The sequence below is a fragment of the Flavobacterium gelatinilyticum genome (genome assembly GCF_027111295.1).
Taxonomy (GTDB): domain Bacteria; phylum Bacteroidota; class Bacteroidia; order Flavobacteriales; family Flavobacteriaceae; genus Flavobacterium; species Flavobacterium gelatinilyticum.
The window spans coordinates 188684-208449 of the sequence record NZ_CP114287.1 but is presented as its reverse complement, the minus strand read 5'-3'; the positions used below and the strand labels follow the sequence as shown (position 1 = coordinate 208449).

Sequence of the window (19766 nt, the reverse complement as noted above, 5' to 3'; positions counted from 1 at the left end):
GAAAAATCAAAAGAAGAAACTTTTAATCTCTCTGATGCCGACCCGTTTGGTTATTACTAAGCTGTCATTTATCTGAATTGCTTTTAAAAACAATTTTTAATTGTTGCTTCAGAAAGGGAAAAAGTTGATTTGACACTTTCGTACCATTTACCAAAGTTTCTCCAAAAAGGATAAACATACCAAATTACTCCCTCTCGTTTAAAAAACAGTATGCCGTTCGCATTTGTACAATTTAATGTCATGCCGATCGAGTAATTTTACTTTATGCAAAAGCTGGAAAATCAGAGTGGGCTGCAGTAAACGCTCCTCTTATAAACAAACCGCAAATGCAGTATTTAATGCTAAATCCTGTAATTTTGAGAAAAAACAAAAGTGCCCCAAGATGGATAGTTGTCAAGACAGAAAGCAACAGAGAGGCTGCCAGAGGTTTTGTTTTTTCTACGAACTGTGACAGGGCCGGGTGACTTATTCGATGCCTTATCGCCGCTATTCGAAAATGGAAACTAAAAACGAACATTAAAAATTTTAAAATGAAAAAAATTATCCTTGCATTGCTGTCTCTTTCTGTTAGTTTTGTCTTTGCCCAAAATCCGGTATCCTATCCAAAAGACACTGTTATTTCAAAACCGGAATTAAATTTTGAAGTGTTATGGCATACTTTTGAAGACAACTATGCTTTCTTTAAGTTAAGGAATATTGACTGGCATGCCACCTATCAAAAATATAGACCACTGATAAACGCCAATACTTCTGATGATTCCTTATATACGGTTTTTTCTCAGATGCTGGCTCCTTTTAATGACAATCATATCAATGTTATCGTTCCGGGAATAAAGCAATTCAAATCCGTGAAACCTTCGCAGTTCGTAAAAGAGTTCCCAACGGATAGTTTACGTTATCAGTTTTGGCAAATGGTAAATTCTTCCTTATCGCAAAAACATTTTACAGCGCTGCAATACGCAGGTCCTGAATTTAATCATGTACCTCTGTTTGCTTATTCGACTTCAAATGGTATTGGATACCTGCGTTTCAACAGATGTTTCGTTGATCAAAATTCTGATAATGTGCCTGATACAGTAGTTGCAGGTAAGTTGTTGGATACGCTGTTTGCAAGTTTTAAAGATGTGAAATCAATTATCGTAGATGTAAGAGATAATATTGGGGGCAATGATGAATTTGCTTATGAAGCTGCTGGCAGATTTACAGCTGGTAAAGTAATTGGGATGCATAAAAAAACAAGAATAAGAAAGGGAGGATATGAAGATTTTGGGCAGCTTGAAACATGGTACACTGAGCCTAAAGGTGTTTTTCAATTTACAAAACCTGTAGTAGTCTTAACGAATGACAAAACAGTAAGCGCCGGAGATTTATTTGCTTCGATAATGAGAGAACTGCCAAATGTAAAAATTGTCGGTTCAAACACACGCGGCATTTACTCTAATATGTATGGTTTTACACTTCCAAATGGGTGGCTTATTTCACTCTCTAATGAGCGGTACTACGACAACAAAATGATTTGTTATGAAGGAATCGGCGCACCTGTTGACATTCATGTTCTAAATACCCAAAATGATTTGCTAAACATGAATGACCCCGTATTAGACACAGCTATCAAAGAATTATTAAAAACCCGTGATTAAATAAACTACCGCCAACAGCGGGCTTTCCGCCATGCGGCTTGAGACAAAAAAAATTGAAAACTGAGGCCGTTTCATCATTGTCTCAGTTTTAAGGCAATACCTTTTTTGCCGCAAAAAACTAAAGCGAATTTCTGAATTTTTCCATCCATTGAAGTTTTATCGCAGAATCGCGGCATGGTTTATTTTAAAAAAGCAAAAGCCGGTAAGATTTGCGATTTAACCTTTATGCAAAATTTTCATAATTTAGACAAAAATATGCAATTAGTCCAAAAAATGAAAAACGCGTTAAGGAAACACATAGAAAAAATTACTCCGGTTAGCGATGAAAAATTTGAGTATATCTTTTCGTTTTTCAAAATAAAGAAAATCAAAAAAAATACCATCATCATCAGTTCAGGAGATCTGTCGTCTTATGAATACTGGGTTTTTAAAGGATGCTTAAAATCTTCATATATGCTTGAAGACGGAAAGGAAAAGATCATAAGGTTTGCTATAGAGGAATGGTGGGTAAGCGATTACGATGCCTATTTCAAAAGTAAGCCTGCTACACTTAATATTGAATCCCTTGAAAACTGCGAACTCCTTGCGCTCTCACTAGAGGACAGGGAAAGGCTCTGCAGCGAACTTCCGGAAATGAACAATTTCTTTCGAAAAAAAATGGAAGGTGCATATTCCGCTTTTCAGCGCCGCCTTGTCTCAATGCTCTCCAATGATGCTAGAAAACATTACGAAATTTTTGTCCAGCAGTATCCCATGCTCATGGAGCGTCTTCCCAAATCCATTATCGCATCTTATCTCGGAATTACAAGAGAAACCCTCAGCCGGATATCTAATTCGTAGATGTGATCTACATCACGCCATTGCTGTGACCTGCATCATTTGAATTAAGTATTTTTATTAAAAACTTTGTGTTTGCATTTTTAAATAAATAAACATGAAGAAAAAAGTTCTTTTCGTACTTACGAGCCACGGTAAACTTGGCAATACAGAAAAAACTACAGGCTATCATCTTCAAGAACTTTCCCATCCTTGGAAAGTACTGGCTGACGCAGGTTATGAAATTGATTTTGTAAGTCCTAAAGGAGGAGAATCTCCAGTAGATTATTTTGATCTGAGTGAACCAACCAACAAAGAGTTTTGAGAAAATGAAATCTACAAAAATAAAAGAGAAAATACCTTTATCCCTTCTGAAATAAATACAGAGGACTATACGGCTGTTTATTATGTGGGAGGACATGGAACGGTTTGGGATCTTCCTGATAATGCCGAACTGCAGGAAATAACCAGAAAAATCTATGAAAACAACGGTGTTGTCGGCGCAGTCTGTCATGGACCTTCCGGATTGGTAAATATAAAACTCAGCAATGGAAAATATTTGGTGGCAGGCAAAAAAGTAAACTCTTTTACAAATGAAGAAGAAATAGAAATGAAACTCGAAAATATCGTGCCGTTTCTTATTGAAACAACTATGATAGAACGTGGTGCAAAATGGGAAGGTTCAGGATCTTGGCAACCTCATGTAACTGTAGATCAGCGATTGGTTACAGGTCAGAATCCATTTTCTGCCAAGGGAGTTGGAGAAGCTATTTTGAAAGAATTACAGCAATTATAAAAAAAGCAGACGTGATCAGACAATCAAAAGCCACTGCTATCGGATTCTGCGCCATTATTCTATGGAGCTCCATTGTGGGATTAATCAAGGAAGTCAGCCATTCTTTTGGAGCAACCGCTGGAGCGGCGATGATTTACACTACCGCCTCTATATTTTTATTCTTTACTATAAAATGGAAGCCGCTGGCAGAATTCTCAAAAAAATATTTAATTTTTGGAGCCTTACTAATGGTGTCTTACGAGTTATGTCTGGCATTATCAATTGGCTATTCACAAAACAGCAGACAAGCTATAGAAGTGGGAATGGTCAATTATCTATGGCCCACTTTTACAATGATAGCTGCCGTTCTTTTTACTTCGAAAAAAGCAAACTGGCTCATTCTCCCCGGCATCCTGATATCAATGCTGGGCATAGTTTGGGTTTTAGGCGGCGAACAAGGATTTAATGTTTCCGAAATGATGTCAAACATTGAAAAAAATCCTTTAAGTTATGGACTGGCTTTTTTAGGAGCGCTGTTATGGGCTGGATATTGCGTTGTGACCATCCGTATTTCCAATGGTGCCAATGGCATTACTTTCTTTTTTATGATCACTGCCGCTGTGTTATGGATCAAATACCTTTTTCTCTTCGACCAGTCGTCTATGGATTTTAGTTTTTCATCCATAACTTATCTCCTGCTTGCCGGATGCGCTATGGGTTTTGGATATGCTGCATGGAATATAGGAATTATGCATGGAAACGTTACTGTTCTGGCAGGCGCGTCGTATTTCACACCTGTTTTATCATCCCTGCTTTCTTCTTTTCTTTTGTCTGCCTCTCTGGGATTGTCTTTCTGGCAGGGTGCATTATTGGTCTGTACGGGGTCTATTCTCTGCTGGCTTTCTACGAAAAAGAGTTTGAAAAAAGAGTAATAAAATTTCTTACAATCTAAACAATTATACCTTATGCGAGAGGATGAAAAAACAATTAGCAGATCTTCTTTTTTAGGCTCATTAGGAACGTTAGGCTTGTTAGGCAGTCTGCCGTTTCTGGCATCGGCCTGCAAAGAACCTAAGGCTAAACCAACAATATATGACGGCAATAGCGAAGATTCTATCATTGATAATATATTGACACGCAGATCTATCCGTAAGTATACTGATCAGGATATTCCACAAGAAGTACTCGATACCATATTGAAGTGCGGCATTTTTGCTCCAAGCGCTGTAAACTCGCAGCCATGGGAACTGAGGGTTATACAAAATCCCAAAATAATTGCAGAAATTTCCAAGCGGCATACTGACTACTTAAGGATTGAAAAAAAAGAAATAAAAGACCCTGAAAATCATAGTATAAATTACCATGCTCCCGTTCTGATTATAATTGCAAAAGCAATTAAGGGCACAGGAACACTGCCTACTTTACTAGACTGCGGTCTTTTGCTGCAGAATATTATGCTGGCGGCGCACGCAAATAACCTCGGCAGTTGTCCGCTGGGCGGAATCGTTCCTTTTTTGAATCTTGACAACAATAGTGACCTGCTCCATTTATTCAATATTCCTTCAGATTATGAAATCGCCATAACACTTGCTTTGGGATATCCTGATGAAAATCCTCAAGCTCCAATACGTTACACTGATAAAGTAAAATACATTAGATAAAAAATATCCCTAACTGAATATTTTGATGAACTTTTATCCCATCATTATTATTCATAATAAATCGTAAAGTCTGTAGAAACAGCTCGATGATCAATTCAAGAGATGTTTTATATTTGAAAAACCGCCATTAACCAGCAGTTTTTTTGACTAACACTGACTGCTTTATAAAATTCAGTATTAAAGAACGCGTCTAATTCGTCTTCAACGACCAATATACTTCCTGTTAGGGCAACGATAAAAACAATTAGCCCGGATGTAAGTCCGGGCCAAAGGTGCAATAAGCCTATATTTTTTAAAACGTTTTGTTAATTTATGCCATTATTTCGAAATACGGTTTTCAAATATAACCTAAGCTTCCAGAGTGATTTCTTTTTAAAATTTATAACGTAAATTTAAGCTGGTTGTCATACCATTCCCCATAACATAATCGGCATTTACAGCGCGATATTGGCTCAAAGTGGAATAATAACTGTTATTTAATAAATTTTCAATCCCTAAGTTCAATGTCCAATTTTTGTTAAAGGCATAACTTCCGGCAAAATTTAGCAGATTGACTGTCGAAATTGGCCCTTCACTATTGTTGTATCTTCCATTTGCATTTGGTTCAAAACGATCACGGCAACCTGTATTTACCCACGACAGCTGCAAATACCAATCAGAAGTTGGAGTATAAGTAATGAAACCAGTTGCTTTAGGCGGCGCAATGCGGGATCCATTTAAGTAAACAGTGCTTCCGCCATCAAACTCTGCTTTTCCTTCAACATAGGAATAACTTCCTCCAAGATTTAATTTAGGAGAAAATCTATAATCTAAAGTTATTTCATACCCTTGAATCTTTTCAGGTTCACGCTGCGCAACTAAACGACCATCAACTTCTACTAAATTAGCTCCCAGTTTTGAAGTACTTATGTAGTAAGCAGCTGTCAAATTAAAATTGTAAAACTTACTGGAAAAACCAGCTTCATAATTATTTGTAATAATCGGGTCTGTTTCTAAACTCGCAATAGTGCTTTCTTCTGCACTTCTTAAAATCCTACCTAATTCATTTATTGCAAATGCCTGAGAAAAACTCACAAACGGATTAAAAACTTCATATTTATTAAAACGAAGACCGGCATTGAACATCGTAGCGTTATAAGGAATATTACCTCCTTCTACAAAAATACTTCCTTGATTTCCTGGTCCCGAAGCAATTGTATTGTAATCTTTAACTCGAACTGTCGCATTTTCATAACGCAATCCTCCCTTAAAAATTAAATTTTCTAAAACATCTACTTTTAACTGTGCATAAGGAGCAATATTTAACATATCCATTTTCGGAATATAAACGCGTCCATCAACTAAATCCTGAAACGTAACATCATTCAAGAGATCAATACCATAGGTTACTTCCAAAGGCATTGAAGCGACTGTAAAAGGAGTATTCAAATTAATTCTTGTTCCGTTTTTATTAGAATTAATCATCGTTTGCCCCGGACCGTACCAAGCTGTAGCCGATGCAACATAACGATTCATAGATTGAAAAGAATTTAAATAAGCTGAAACATCCAATTGTGTATTATTAAATAAATTGTTTTTCGAAAAAGTAAACATAAAGTTATGATTGAAAGGCGTTCCGGCATTTTTACCAGGTTCTGTCCCTCGTACTCCAATTGTAGGAGTCTGCCCATATACACCAGCCTGACTGATATATTTAGCATTTTGAGTACTGCTGTAAAAATTATAGACCACATTAAAGCTGGTATGCTCATCCATGTCATATCCTAATTTCACAAAAGCATTAGACTGGGAAGAATTAGACAAGCCATCTGTTTGTCCTAAAGGTTTACCATCAGCATCTCTTTGAAGTCCAGTGTAATCAAAAACTCCTCCAATAACGTAACTGAATTTGTTTTTTCTTCCGTTGAAAAATTGTGAAACTCGATAACCAAAAGTTTCTTTGCTATGTATTGGATTAAAAGTTGCACCAACAGTTGTTATTCCGTGAAAACTATCAACTAACGGACTTTTTTTTGTAATGTAATTGATAATACCTCCACCTGAACCGTTTCCATAAATAGAAGTCGCTCCTTTAATCACCTCTATACGTTCAATTGCATTGGCATCGACAACACGCAAATCACGAGCACCATTCATCAAAGGTGTCGACTGCGGAATTCCATCAATCAAAACCAAAACTTGGCGTCCTCTTAAAGTTTGTCCTGAGTTGGTTGCTTTGTTCGTTGTTGTACCAAGTCCTGGCACTACGTTTCCTAATATAGAAGATAAATTGGTATTAATACTACTCTGTGTCTGTATTTCCTTTTGGCTCATAATGGTTATAGAAGAAGGAACTGTAGCAATATTTTCTTGTTTTCTTCCTGCAGTCACTACAACCTCCTGCAGTTCATTTTCACTTTTTAAGACAATGAAAATGGTATTTTTCTCTTGAAGGTCAGAAAAAACGTAAGATAGCGGTTCATATTCTGGAGCTGAAATTGAAACCGTATTGTTTCGTATGGCGTTAATTAAAATAGAAACCTCACCTGAGGCATTTGTTGTTCCAATAGTTTTATTACCGGAGGAAATCGAGGCATTTACAATAGCACTTTTTGATTCATTTTCAATCTTTAAACGAAGCGATTGCGCATTTAAATTAAGGGTTAAAAAAAATAAAACAGTTAAAAAGGATGGGAATTTTAAATTCATATGGCTTTTAAGAAACATTTGTTGCAATTATTTTTATTTAGATTAATTATGCGCAAATATAATCTTATAATTTCTTAACAGCAAAACGTCAAAAGCCTTTTTAAAATAAACCAATTTTTAACACCTTGGAACAGCAATCAATAAGTATTGGCTTTATACTTTTTCTCACCCAAAAAGCTAAAAATTCCGAAAATCAAATAGATTTATTTGTAAATCCGAGATAAGAGTTCAAAAGCATCCGAAGATGCTTTTGATAAAGTTTTTATTTTATATTTCTTTTATTGCTTTACTTTACTTATAACCGAAATTCTTGGTCTTAGATTAAGATTAGATAAAATCCAACCTGTTCTATACATCCAATCTGTCATTTTATGCAGTTTTGCAAAATCAATATTTTCCGATTCATCCATCGGAGTATGATATTGACTGTGCAGCACACTTGTAAAAAAAACTGAAGGAATATTTCTTTGAGCATAAGGCAAATGATCTGATCTAAAATAGAAAAATTCAGGATGTTCTGGTCTGTCCCATTGTTTATCGAGCTCGAATTTTGGTCCTTCGTCATTGGCTTTTTTAGCGGCAGCCACAAGATCAGGAGAATTTTGATGCGGATCACTTGAACCCAAAAGTGCAGCTTGATTAATGTCATTTCTTCCTATCATATCGCCGTTCAAAACGGCAATGATGTCTTTTTCAGGCACTGTTGTATGTGAAGCATACCAGCTGGAACCTAACAATCCTCGTTCTTCTGAACCATGAAATACAAATAATGCAGCTCTTTTTGCAGGTTGTTTTTTATAAGCCCTCGCAATAGCCAGCATGGCTACACAAGTACTTGCATTATCATCTGCTCCATTGTAGATTGAATCTTGTCCATATTTCTGTCTTACGCCATCATGATCTTGATGTCCGCTGAAAAGCACATATTCATTTTTTAATTTAGGATCTGTTCCTTCCACTTTTCCAACAACATTTACGGATGGATATTTATAAGTTTCTGAAACTACTTCGGCCACTAGACGTTCTTTTGTGTTTTTTAAGAATTCCAGTTGATCATTATGAACCCAAAAAGCAGGCATTCTAGGCGGAACAGGCATTTTGTCGCGATATCCTTCAATGCCATAAACGCCTCGTTTCATTTGAGGTTCAACCTGAGACCAGCTTTTTTCTCCCAATTCATCGGCAACAATAATAAGCGCTGCCGCACCTCTATAAGCTAAATCTTCATAATATTTTTGTTTGACAAATCCCGGATAACGTCTTTCGAAAAGCGAAATATTATCTAAAATACCCTCTTTAGAAGCTATTACAACAACGGCTTTTCCTTTTACATCAATTTTCCTGATTTCTTCTGCCGAAGCATCCCCCAAGAAAAGCAGAGGCGCATCGACCTTATTGTTTGTCGTTTCAGCCACCAGAACATCCTTCCATAGTTTAAACTCTTTCTGTCCGATTTTAAATTTAGAATTGCTGGTAACCTGATGTCTGTATAAATCAAAAAACTGAAAAAAAGTACCGTCGTCTCCTGCCGGTGACATTCCAGCTTCTCTGGCTTTTTCTGCCAGCCATACCGATACTTTTAATTCGTCTAATGTACCAGCTTCACGCCCATTAAAATGATCGCCAGCCATTTGGTACATATCTGTTTTAAGATCTTTTAAAGTAATCGCACTAACCAAAGGTTTTTTGATTGTTTGCGAAAAAACAATACTACAACTTAAGCTGAGTATTAAAAACAACTTTTTTTTCATAATTAAAAATCAAATTAAAGATTGAATAATTTTCTGATAAAAAAAGATGGGTCTAAAAAAAAGACAAATCTATATTTTTTCTAAATATACTTCAAAAAAGAATGAAATTTTAATTCTATTCTGCTCAATTTTCAATTAAAACAAGACTTAACCTACAATATAGCAAACATCAAAAATTCACATCATTGAATCTTATGCAAAAGAGCGTTATTTATTTTTACAATTATTTAATATTTTAATGATAAAATAGTAAAATAACATTTTTCGGGGCTTGTTATCGATAAATAATCTTCATTTGAAAAAAAATAAATAATATTGCTTAATTGATTGTTATAAAAAACATGGCTCAAAATTCGAATATAGACGAAAAAAAACTTCTTCTTGAATTATCTCAAGGAAGCGAGCCTGCGTTTACGAGTATGTACAATCTGTATAAAAACAATGTCTACGCTACTGCTTTACGAATTACAAAATCAAAAATTCAGGCAGAAGAAGCCGTTCAGGATATCTTTTTAAAAATATGGCAGAATCGAGAAAACTTAGCTGAAGTAACTCATTTTGAAAATTATCTTTTTATCCTATCGCGAAATCATTTATTCAATTCAATTAAAAAAATAGCTCGAGAAACGAGTCAAATAACTGAATTCGATAAAAAAGAAGCTGGTTTTATTGATACTGACAGCAATATCAAAGATGAGCAGTACAATACTATTTTAAATCAAATCGTAGAACAATTACCTCCTCAACAGCAAAAAGTCTATCAAATGGCTAAAAGAGATGGTCTTAGTCATCAAAAAATAGGAGAAGATTTAGGAATCTCAACTGAGACAGTAAAAAAACACATGGCTCAGGCTTTAAAATTCATACGTCTTAAAATTTCTCCATACATGAATATGTTCATGTCATTGCTGTTATTTTTAAAGTTTTAAACTAAAGGTTTTTCTTTCAAAAAAGCTTCAATTCTCTTTTTTTACATTTTTTTTCACTTTCGACTACTCCCTCCCCTTTTTTAAATGGTCTTTATATAAAAGGAACATAAGTTACTATGTTCTTATCCCTAAAATTAGAAGGGTCTGAAAAAAAAAAAAAAAAAAAAAAAAAAACTCCAAACTATCATTTACAAACAAGTACTAATTTAATTAACGAGACAAATGCAGCAAAAAAAGTTCGAAGAGTTATTTGAAGGCTATCTGCAGAACAATCTATCTGATGCCGAACAGCAGCAAATGATGGAGATCATTCAGCAAGGCAAGCATGATGATTTTCTTAAAGAAAAAATTCATGATATGCTGAGAAGTGATTATGTTACAGATGTAATGGATAAAAAACAAAGTGATGATATTCTGAATTACATTTTATCTAAACCACAAAACGAACCTAAAGTGGTGGATTTAAATCAAAAGCGAAGAAGAAAGGTGGTTTTACAATCGCTTTTTGCAGCAGCAAGTATTGCTTTACTAATTGCTTTAGGAAATTCATTCTTCTTTAAAACAAAAACGGTTCCAACCATTGCACCAGAAGCACCAGCTGTGGCAGCGCAAAATACCTTAATTGACTTTAGCGGCAAACAATTGGTTCATCTTCCTGATGGCAGTACGGTTCTGTTAAACGATAACAGTACCTTGAAATACGACCAGAATTCTTTTGGCTCCAAAACTCGTGAAGTTACATTAACAGGCGAAGCTTTTTTTGATATTAAACACAATGCTCAAAAACCTTTTATCGTACATACTGGTAAAATTCAGACCAGAGTCTTGGGAACTGCTTTTAATATTAATGCTCAAAATTCTTCAGATAATATTGAAGTTACAGTTGCACGCGGTAAAGTTCAGGTTGGACATCTGGAAAAAGTATATGGCGTAATTACTCCAAACCAGCAGATTAAAGTAAATAAAAGTACTTTAAGTTTTGAACAAAACAATGTCAGCGCCGCTATTGTAACCGAATGGAAAAGTAATTACCTGATTTTGGATGATTTAAATATGGCTGAAGCTGCTGCTTTAATAGCACAAAAATACAAAGTGCAGATTTTAATCTCGAATGAAAAAATTAAAAATTGCCGAATCACAGCTAGTTTCTTAAACGAAGAAGATTTAGATCATGTCTTGAAAGTAATCAGCAGTGTTATAGAAACAGAATATCGTTATGATAAAACAGGCACAGTTATTTTAGACGGAAAAGGCTGTGAATAAAGCATAAAAAAGAGAGAAAAGCCGACTAACCTCCTACTTAGAAAGCTTATAAAATAAATATTAACCTTAAAAACGCGATAAACCAATTAACCAAAAACCAAATTAAAAAGCCATCCAGCTCCTACACCAGATGGCTCAGATTTTTAACAATTAATCCAGTAACCATTAAAAAACAAGCAAATTTATGAAATTACGCTGTAAAACAACCATGTTTGACAGTGAAAAAAATTCGTCTTTTTTTCATCTGTCAAAAAAAACCATTATGATTATGCGAATCAGTTTATTCCACATTTTCTTACTGACCTGCGGTACTCATATGATCTTTGCTACCGAAATGAGCGGCCAGAATCTGGAGTCGATATCTGTTGATATTGAACTTCATAACCAAGATATCAAGACGCTGTTTAAAACCATAGAAAACAGAACGGGATTACTTTTTGCCTACCAGCCGCAAATCATAAAAGATTTCCCAAAAGTAACTACCCCGCGTGGACGCCGAAGTGTAAGTGATATTTTAAACAATGTATTTGAAGGCACTAACCTCGTCTTTAAACAAGTTGATAAAAATGTTGTCATTTATAAAAAAGAGCAACCAAAGGCGCTGGCAACGAACTCTAATACAGAGAATGAAGATGCTGATTATGTCCTTGAAGGAAAAATTATGGATGAAAACAGCCAGCCGCTTCCCGGTGTCAGCGTGTTACTTGTAGGAGGTAATAAACAAGGTATATCAGATTTTGACGGCCGATTTTACATTCAACTGCCAGCAGGCAGGCACACATTAAGGTTCTCTTATTTAGGATATAAAACTCAGGATGTTGTGGTCGAAAACAAAACTTCGCTTACTGTAAAAATGCAGCCCGACTTAGCTAAACTTGATGAAATTGTAGTTATTGGGTATGGAACCACAACTAGAAGAACATCAACTGGATCGGTAGTAAAAATTACTGCCGAAGATATTGAGAAACAACCCGTAACCAATATTTTACAAACCCTTCAAGGAAGAACTCCCGGAGTTTTTGTAACACAGACTTCTGGATACGCCGGAAGTGATATGAACATCAGTATTCGAGGCAGAAACTTTATTGCTGGTAATAACCTGCCTCTTTACATCGTAGATGGTGTTCCTTACATTGGTGATGATATTAAACAACAAGTACAAGATGATAATGTAATTAGGGGTGCTCAAAAGTCTACAAGTCCTTTAAACATTATAAATCCGAATGATATTCAAAGCATCGAAATCCTGAAAGATGCAGATGCAACAGCTATTTATGGCTCAAGGGGTGCAAATGGCGTTGTATTAATCACAACGAAAAAAGGTAAATCTGGAAAAACTGAATTTACTATCAATACAAATTCAGGGGTTTCTGAAGTAGCTCATATGATCAAAACTCTTGATACTCCAGCTTATCTTAACATGCTGCAAACAGCATTAGATAACAATGGCGATACGGCTTCTAATTTTAGTAATGGTATTGCTCTTACAGACTGGGATCCTAATGCTTACATTAATTGGCAGAAAAAATTAATAGGCGGCACAGCTAATTTTAATAATTACTCCGCTTCATTAAAAGGAGGAAATGAAACAACTAATTTTCTATTAAGCGGTGCTTATCATAAAGAAACGACTGTTGTTCCTGGAGATTTTAGTTATGATAAATTCTCTACTAACTTTAATGTGAATCACAGTACTCTAGATGATAAACTTAAAATTGGTGCTTCGGTAATTTTTGCCACAGATAACAACAAGCTTCCTTTTTTTGATATTACTAACTATGCTATTAGCACTGCACCAAACCGCCCATTATACAATCCAGACGGAAGCTATTATTGGTCTCCTGATTATTTCAGTGATATCAATCCGGTTGCGGCTTTAGGAAAAAGAGTTGATGATAAAGGACTTAACTTAATTACAAGTTTGAGCCTTCAATATGAAATAGCAAAAGGTTTTTCTTTTAAAACAGATTTAGGATACGGAAGAGCGCAAATGCAGACCAAACAATTTATGCCCGTCGCTGCCAGCAATCACGTATATAATGAAGCCAACGGATATGATTCAAATTTTTCAAGATCTTACAGTACATCAACCAATAACACAAATAATTTTACGGTTGAACCGCAGCTTAATTATACCACATCATTATGGAAAGGTAATTTTACGGCGCTTGTTGGAGGTTCCTGGCAAAATAGAAAATCCGAAATGCCTGCTTATGTGTATTCGAGTGGTTACAGCTCAGACAATCTGATTGGTAATTTAGCTACCGCAGAAAATGTTACGGCAAACAATGGCTCTGTAGAATATAAATACATTTCTATTTTTAGTAGAGTTAATTATAATATCGAGAACAAATACATCTTAAATCTTAATTTTAGAAGAGATGGTTCTTCTCGTTTTGGCGCCAATAATCGTTTTGGAAACTTTGGTTCAATTGGAGCGGCATGGGTTTTCACTCAAGAAAATTTCATGAAAAATATTCCAATATTAAGTTTTGGAAAACTTCGTTCAAGTTATGGAGAAATTGGAAGTGACGAAATTGGAGATTATCAATATGCTGACACTTTTGACACTCGTACTTATGGAAACGGAAATCCTTCTATGACAGCATCCAGAATTGCAAATCCGAATATCAAATGGGGATTAACAAGAAAATTCGAAGCCGCACTTGACTTAAGTTTCAACAACGATCGTATTTCTTTCAGTGCTGCTTATTATAAAAATACTTCAAGCAATCAGTTAGTAAGCTATACACTTAGTCCGCAAGCAGGATTTACAACTTATACAGCAAATTTACCTGCTGAAGTTGAAAACAAAGGATGGGAATTTACTTTAGGAACAACCAATATTCGTACTAAAAACTTTGGCTGGTCAACTTCTTTTAACATTTCGACCAACTCTAATAAACTGGTTTCCTTTCCAGGAATAGAGTTTACTAGTTATTACTCTCAATATGTGGTTGGAAAACCTTTGGGATCTCGCTTTTTATATAATTTCACAGGCGTTGATGCAAACGGAATTGCTCAATTTGAAGATGCAAATGGAGATGGAAGAATCTCTAGCGGATTTGCAGAAACCGGCAGAGGAGACAGAAAATATTATGGACCAAACTATCCTAAATATTATGGTGGTATCTCTAATACTATAAGCTATAAAGCTTTTACTCTTGACTTTTTATTTCAGTTTGTAAAACAAGAAGGTACCACTTTAATGGCTTCTACAGGAACGCAGCCTGGATATCCTTACGGAACTGCTAATTTTCAAGTGGATGAATTCAATGATTATTTAGCAAAAGGAAATGTCTTAAGCTCAGGTTACCAAAACAGCTATTTTAACTACATCGGCTCAAATGCTGTTATTACAGACGCGTCGTATATCAAATTAAAAAATGTAAGTGCTTCTTATCAAATTCCGTTAAGCGAGGCTACCAAGAAATATTTACAATCTGTACGTCTTTCACTTCAAGGGCAAAATATATTTACCATAACTAGTTACAAAGGACTAGATCCAGAAACACAAGGTTTGGTCTTGCCTCCATTACGTACAATAACTCTTGGAACTCAGTTTACATTTTAAATCTAAAAAATCATGAAAAATATTTCAACTAAATATATCGCTGCATTTTCGTTTTCAATTTTACTGGGATTAACAAGCTGTGACAGTGCTCTTGAAGTAGATCTTCCGAGCAACCAGTTATCATCAGAAACAGTTTATGCCTCAGATGCCACAACAGAAGCCGCTGTAAATGGAATTTACCAAAGTATGGTGGCGGGCTTTTTCTATAATCACGTTCATAGTATTCTTGGACAAACTTCAGATGAACTTATACTGGCTAGTGGCTTAACCAATACTGCTAATACCAATGAACTTATCGAAACTGATGGAACAGTGAGCAGTATGTGGACAGAATTGTATAAAACCATTTATAATGCAAACAATGTTATTGAAGGAATAACCAAAAGTAACTCGCTAACTCCAGCCAAAAGCAGACAATGGATAGCTGAAGCTAAATTCCTTAGAGCTTACTCTTATTTTTATTTAACTAATATTTGGGGAAATGTGCCTTTGGTATTGACAACTAATATAGATGTATCAGCTTTGCTTCCACAATCTTCTCAAGATGTTGTATATACACAAATTATTAAAGATTTGACAGAAGCATCGCAAAATCTTCCAACAAATTACGCTAATTATGATAATGAAAGAATTAGAGCTACTAAATGGGCTTCTGAAACTTTACTGGCAAGAGTAAATCTTTATTTAGGAAAATGGAGCGAAGCAGCCAGCCATGCAACAGCGGTAATCAATGAAACAGGAACTTATAACGTTATCACCGGATTATCAGCAACTAATAGTCCTTTTATTTCAAATAATAATGAAGCTATTTTACAAATTCCTTATTTTAACGTAAACTACAGTTATGAAGGATCTTCTGTTTTTCTAAATGCAAATACAGCTGCATTCTTATTGAGAAACGGCAGTACGTTATTTGAAACGGATGATGCCCGAAAAATAAACTGGACAAGAAATGTTACCAGCACGCAGGGTAGTCTTTCCGGTGTAGCTCCAACGAAATACAAAAACAGATTTGGCGCCTCTCCTATCGAACGCTCAACGGTACTTCGATTAGCAGAATTATTTCTAATAAGAGCCGAAGCCAGAGTACATTCTAATAATATTACAGGGGCTCAGCAGGATATTAATGTAATCCGAAACAGAGCATTACTTGGCAATACTACTTTAACAAATTCAAATCAATTATTGGATTTAATTGCTTTGGAAAGACAACGTGAATTCTTTGCAGAAAACGGACACCGTTGGTTAGACCTTAAAAGAACTGGAAAAACTGACGAAACCCTTTCTGTTCTGTCTGATAAAATTTGGAAATCTACAGATGCCTTTTATCCAATTCCAGAGACAGCCATTCGTTCGAATCCTTTCTTAGAACAAAATTCAGGATACTAAATACTAAAAAAATAACGCAGGAATGAAATTAAGACATTCCTGCGCCTTAAAAAACACTATGGAAACAACAATTGTAAGAGTTGAGGACTTGTCGCATCAATACAGTAAGGATTGGGCAATACAAAATATTAGTTTTGAAATCAAAGAAAACAGGATTCTAGGTCTTCTAGGATCAAATGGAGCTGGAAAATCTACTACGATGAATATTCTCTGCGGGGTTTTAAACCAAACCAAAGGGAACATTTTTATTGATGGAATTAATCTGAAAGAAAACCCGGTTGAAGCCAAAAAACTAATTGGTTTTTTGCCTCAAACCCCACCACTTCATCTTGATTTAACAGTCGATGAATATCTGATTCATTGTGCACAATTAAGATTGGTGCCAAAAGAAAACTTAAGAAATGCTGTAGAAAAAGCAAAGGAAAAATGCGGCATTTCGCATTTCAGTCATCGCTTGATTAAAAACTTATCTGGAGGTTACAGACAGCGTGTTGGAATTGCGCAGGCTATTATTCATGAACCAAAATTGGTAGTTCTTGATGAACCAACAAACGGATTAGATCCAAATCAGATTTTAGAGGTTAGAAATTTAATTAAGAAAATAGCCCAAGACAAAGCTGTGATATTTTCTTCTCATATTCTTTCTGAAGTTCAGGCAACCTGCCAGGATATCAGAATGATTGAAAATGGCCACATGGTTTTTTCTGATACGCTTGACGCTTTTAACAATTATATCGAAGCTGATAAATTAACTGCAAGTTTTGAAAATCCGCCGGCTGTTGAGGCATTCAAAGAAATTTCGGAAATAACAGAAGCTGTTTACCTAACTCCTAAAAAAGTCCAAATTACTTTCAGCGGCTCACAGGAAATTGCTGAAAAAATTGTAGCCGCCAGTGTTCACAACAACTGGAAACTTCGTGAAATTCAATTTGAAAAAGTTTCATTAGACGAAATCTTTGCCCAATTATCTAAAAAAGCCCCATCTAAAAACGCTATTCTTTCTTAAAAAAATAAACAAATGAAAACAATATATAGAATTGCTAAAACAGAACTCAACACGATGTTTTACTCACCAGTGGCGTGGGTTGTTTTAGTAATATTTTCAATCCAGTCAAGCTGGAAATTCTTTGATTCTATTGAACGTTTTGAAAAAGCGCAAAAAATAGGTCAGGAAATGGACAACTTGTCCCAGGTCATATTTTCAGGATTCAGCGGTCTTTATACTGAAATGCAGAATTACTTATATTTATATGTTCCATTATTGACAATGGGTTTAGTGAGTCGTGAAATTAACAGCGGCTCCATTAAACTCTTACTTTCTTCTCCAATAAAAATCAAAGAAATTGTTTTAGGTAAATATTTAGCCATTGCCGCTTATTGTTTGCTATTTGTTGCAATTCTCGGAATTCAGGTTATTATCGCTGGATTTTCTATTGAAAACCTCGATGTTAAATTCGTTATTTCAGGACTAATTGGTTTGTATTTATTGGTTTGCACTTATGCCGCAATCGGACTTTTTATGTCGTGCCTTACGTCTTATCAAGTTGTGGCCGCAATCAGTACTCTGGTAGTTTTGGCGGGATTAAACTTTATTGGTAAACTTTGGCAGGATGTAGAAATCGTAAAAGATATCACATATTTCTTATCCATCGCAGGACGTGCAAATGAAATGCTTGAAGGGTTAATTATTTCTAAAGATGTATTTTATTTTATTCTGGTAAGTGCCTTGTTTATTGTACTTAGCATCTATAAACTACAAACAGGAAGAGATGCTCAGAGTCTTTCAAAAAGAGTTCTAAAATATACTCTATTAATAACTGTTGTATTGTCATTAGGTTACATTACCTCACGAGCTCCTCTAACTTTTTATCAGGATATGACTCGTAACAAAGACAATACCCTAACCAAAAGCAGTTTAGAAATTGTCGATAAAATAGAGGGACCAGTTAAAATAACTACTTATGTGAACTTACTGGATATCAACTATTTTGTAGCAATGCCGTATGCACAAAATTCAGATATTGCAAGTTTTTCAAAATATACCCGTTTTTTACCGCAAATCGAAATGGAATATGTCTATTATTATGATACTTCGACAAATGAAGCCTTGTATGCACAAAATCCGGGATTGAATGACAAACAGCTCGCAGAAAAGATGGTGGAATCTCAGGATATGAAATTGAAAAAATTATATTCTCCTGCCGAAATTAAAAAAATCATCGATTTAGGACCAGAACAAAACCGTGTTGTTAGAACTGTTGAATATAACGGAAAGAAAACATTCTTAAGAATGTACGACGACTTGTTTCGATCCCCTTTTGAAAAAGAGATTTCTGCTGCATTTAAACGTTTAGTAAACGGACCAGCAAAAGTTGTTTTTACATCTGGCAATATGGAAAGAAGCATTGAAAAAAATGGTGATAAAAACTATAAAACCTTTGCTAACGAAATCACATTTAGAAATTCACTCGTAAATCAGGGATTTGATACTGCTTCGATTGATATCAATGCAAAAAATATTCCTGCTGATACAGATGTCTTAATTCTGGCAGATCCAAAAACACAACTTAGTCAGGGCGCTGTTGACCGAATTGTAAAATATATTGATGAGGGAAAAAACATAATACTTTTGGGTGAACCTGAAACAAATTCTGCTTTGGCTTCTTTAACTGAAAAATTAGGACTAAGCTTTACCAAAAAAGCTCTAGTACAGGAAAGTGAAACAAACTCTCCGGATTTCTTAGTAACGGAACTTCAAAAAAATATTGATTCTACAGTAATAAAACTTTCTCGAAACAATAATCCAATTCCATTTTTAGGAAGCAGCGGTATTATAATAGCAAAAGAAGCAGGATTTAAAGTAACACCTCTTTTAAAAACAAACAATCAGCCAGCTTGGGAATATCAAACTGGTATTACCACTTTTCCTCAAGAATTAAAAACACAACCTTCTCAAAAATCAGTTCCATTAGTGGTAGCTTTAACGAGAAAGATTAATGGAAAATCACAAAAAATAATTGTAGCCGGAGATGCTGATTTTATGGGTAATGCTGAGTTAAGACGTGGAGGATCTGGAACATTTCAATTTGTAACCGATCTTTTCAGCTGGTTCAGCAATTATGAATATCCTATTGACACCACTCGTCCTTTAAAAACAGATAAAAAGATTACGGTTACTTCAAATCAGGTATTTATTAGCAAAATAGCTTTCATCGGATTATTTCCTTTATTGATAATATTAAGCGGCGCTTTCCTATTAATTAGAAGAAACAGAAGATAA

At 35.1% G+C, this 19766-nt stretch carries 15 protein-coding genes; 12 read left to right on the top strand and 3 right to left on the bottom strand.

The genetic code is table 11. The features are described from left to right. Positions 1-530 precede the first annotated feature (530 nt). The 6 genes from OZP11_RS00715 (at position 531) to OZP11_RS00690 (ending at position 4892) form a co-directional block, all read left to right on the top strand. Complete coding sequence (locus OZP11_RS00715) at positions 531-1640, top strand: S41 family peptidase (protein ID WP_281233329.1); 1110 nt, start codon at positions 531-533, stop codon at positions 1638-1640. 273 nt (positions 1641-1913) lie between these two features. Beyond that, the gene (locus tag OZP11_RS00710; protein WP_281233328.1) at positions 1914-2480 is read left to right on the top strand and encodes a Crp/Fnr family transcriptional regulator; all 567 of its coding nucleotides are present in this window, start codon (positions 1914-1916) and stop codon (positions 2478-2480) included. Positions 2481-2574: 94 nt separating this feature from the next. Then, positions 2575-2781 carry a type 1 glutamine amidotransferase family protein gene (locus tag OZP11_RS00705; protein ID WP_281233327.1) on the top strand — a complete coding sequence of 69 codons (207 nt, stop codon included), beginning with the start codon at positions 2575-2577 and terminating at the stop codon, positions 2779-2781. 9 nt (positions 2782-2790) lie between these two features. Beyond that, on the top strand, positions 2791-3252 hold the full coding sequence (locus tag OZP11_RS00700) for a type 1 glutamine amidotransferase domain-containing protein (RefSeq protein ID WP_349293786.1): 462 nt from the start codon (positions 2791-2793) through the stop codon (positions 3250-3252). A gap of 11 nt (positions 3253-3263) precedes the next feature. Further along, complete coding sequence (gene yddG / locus OZP11_RS00695; protein ID WP_281233326.1) at positions 3264-4163, top strand: aromatic amino acid DMT transporter YddG; 900 nt, start codon at positions 3264-3266, stop codon at positions 4161-4163. Between the two features lie 33 nt (positions 4164-4196). After that, positions 4197-4892 (top strand): nitroreductase family protein, encoded by a 696-nt coding sequence (locus tag OZP11_RS00690; RefSeq protein WP_281233325.1) that lies wholly within the window; start codon positions 4197-4199, stop codon positions 4890-4892. A 107-nt stretch (positions 4893-4999) separates the two neighbouring features. Here the strand turns inward: OZP11_RS00690 and OZP11_RS00685 are convergent, their stop codons facing one another. The 3 genes from OZP11_RS00685 to OZP11_RS00675 form a co-directional block, all read right to left on the bottom strand. Next, a complete protein-coding gene (locus OZP11_RS00685; protein ID WP_281233324.1) occupies positions 5000-5170 on the bottom strand; it encodes a PepSY domain-containing protein in 171 nt (56 codons plus the stop codon). Positions 5171-5264: 94 nt separating this feature from the next. Further along, entirely contained in the window at positions 5265-7580 is a 2316-nt protein-coding gene (locus tag OZP11_RS00680) for a TonB-dependent receptor (RefSeq protein ID WP_281233323.1), read from the bottom strand. Between the two features lie 278 nt (positions 7581-7858). Then, positions 7859-9331, bottom strand: a complete 1473-nt coding sequence (locus OZP11_RS00675; protein WP_281233322.1) for a M28 family peptidase — start codon at positions 9329-9331, stop codon at positions 7859-7861. Positions 9332-9672: 341 nt separating this feature from the next. On the opposite strand from OZP11_RS00675, the gene OZP11_RS00670 reads away from it, so the two are divergent. The 6 genes from OZP11_RS00670 (at position 9673) to OZP11_RS00645 (ending at position 19766) form a co-directional block, all read left to right on the top strand. Further along, the gene (locus OZP11_RS00670) at positions 9673-10260 is read left to right on the top strand and encodes an RNA polymerase sigma factor (RefSeq protein ID WP_281233321.1); all 588 of its coding nucleotides are present in this window, start codon (positions 9673-9675) and stop codon (positions 10258-10260) included. 222 nt (positions 10261-10482) lie between these two features. After that, positions 10483-11523: a FecR family protein gene (locus OZP11_RS00665; protein WP_281233320.1), complete on the top strand. Its 1041-nt coding sequence runs from the start codon at positions 10483-10485 to the stop codon at positions 11521-11523. A 184-nt stretch (positions 11524-11707) separates the two neighbouring features. Further along, positions 11708-15097 carry a SusC/RagA family TonB-linked outer membrane protein gene (locus tag OZP11_RS00660; RefSeq protein WP_281233319.1) on the top strand — a complete coding sequence of 1130 codons (3390 nt, stop codon included), beginning with the start codon at positions 11708-11710 and terminating at the stop codon, positions 15095-15097. A 12-nt stretch (positions 15098-15109) separates the two neighbouring features. Continuing rightward, positions 15110-16486: a RagB/SusD family nutrient uptake outer membrane protein gene (locus OZP11_RS00655; RefSeq protein ID WP_281233318.1), complete on the top strand. Its 1377-nt coding sequence runs from the start codon at positions 15110-15112 to the stop codon at positions 16484-16486. A gap of 58 nt (positions 16487-16544) precedes the next feature. Continuing rightward, the gene (locus OZP11_RS00650) at positions 16545-17492 is read left to right on the top strand and encodes an ABC transporter ATP-binding protein (protein WP_281233317.1); all 948 of its coding nucleotides are present in this window, start codon (positions 16545-16547) and stop codon (positions 17490-17492) included. Between the two features lie 12 nt (positions 17493-17504). Beyond that, complete coding sequence (locus OZP11_RS00645; RefSeq protein WP_281233316.1) at positions 17505-19766, top strand: Gldg family protein; 2262 nt, start codon at positions 17505-17507, stop codon at positions 19764-19766.

Coding starts and splice junctions, on each gene's coding strand:
- OZP11_RS00715 (WP_281233329.1), top strand. CDS start 531: ATGAAAAAAATTATCCTTGCATTGCTGTCTCTTTCTGTTAGTTTTGTC.
- OZP11_RS00710 (WP_281233328.1), top strand. CDS start 1,914: ATGAAAAACGCGTTAAGGAAACACATAGAAAAAATTACTCCGGTTAGC.
- OZP11_RS00705 (WP_281233327.1), top strand. CDS start 2,575: ATGAAGAAAAAAGTTCTTTTCGTACTTACGAGCCACGGTAAACTTGGC.
- OZP11_RS00690 (WP_281233325.1), top strand. CDS start 4,197: ATGCGAGAGGATGAAAAAACAATTAGCAGATCTTCTTTTTTAGGCTCA.
- OZP11_RS00680 (WP_281233323.1), bottom strand. CDS start 7,580: ATGAATTTAAAATTCCCATCCTTTTTAACTGTTTTATTTTTTTTAACC.
- OZP11_RS00675 (WP_281233322.1), bottom strand. CDS start 9,331: ATGAAAAAAAAGTTGTTTTTAATACTCAGCTTAAGTTGTAGTATTGTT.
- OZP11_RS00670 (WP_281233321.1), top strand. CDS start 9,673: ATGGCTCAAAATTCGAATATAGACGAAAAAAAACTTCTTCTTGAATTA.
- OZP11_RS00665 (WP_281233320.1), top strand. CDS start 10,483: ATGCAGCAAAAAAAGTTCGAAGAGTTATTTGAAGGCTATCTGCAGAAC.
- OZP11_RS00660 (WP_281233319.1), top strand. CDS start 11,708: ATGAAATTACGCTGTAAAACAACCATGTTTGACAGTGAAAAAAATTCG.
- OZP11_RS00655 (WP_281233318.1), top strand. CDS start 15,110: ATGAAAAATATTTCAACTAAATATATCGCTGCATTTTCGTTTTCAATT.
- OZP11_RS00650 (WP_281233317.1), top strand. CDS start 16,545: ATGGAAACAACAATTGTAAGAGTTGAGGACTTGTCGCATCAATACAGT.
- OZP11_RS00645 (WP_281233316.1), top strand. CDS start 17,505: ATGAAAACAATATATAGAATTGCTAAAACAGAACTCAACACGATGTTT.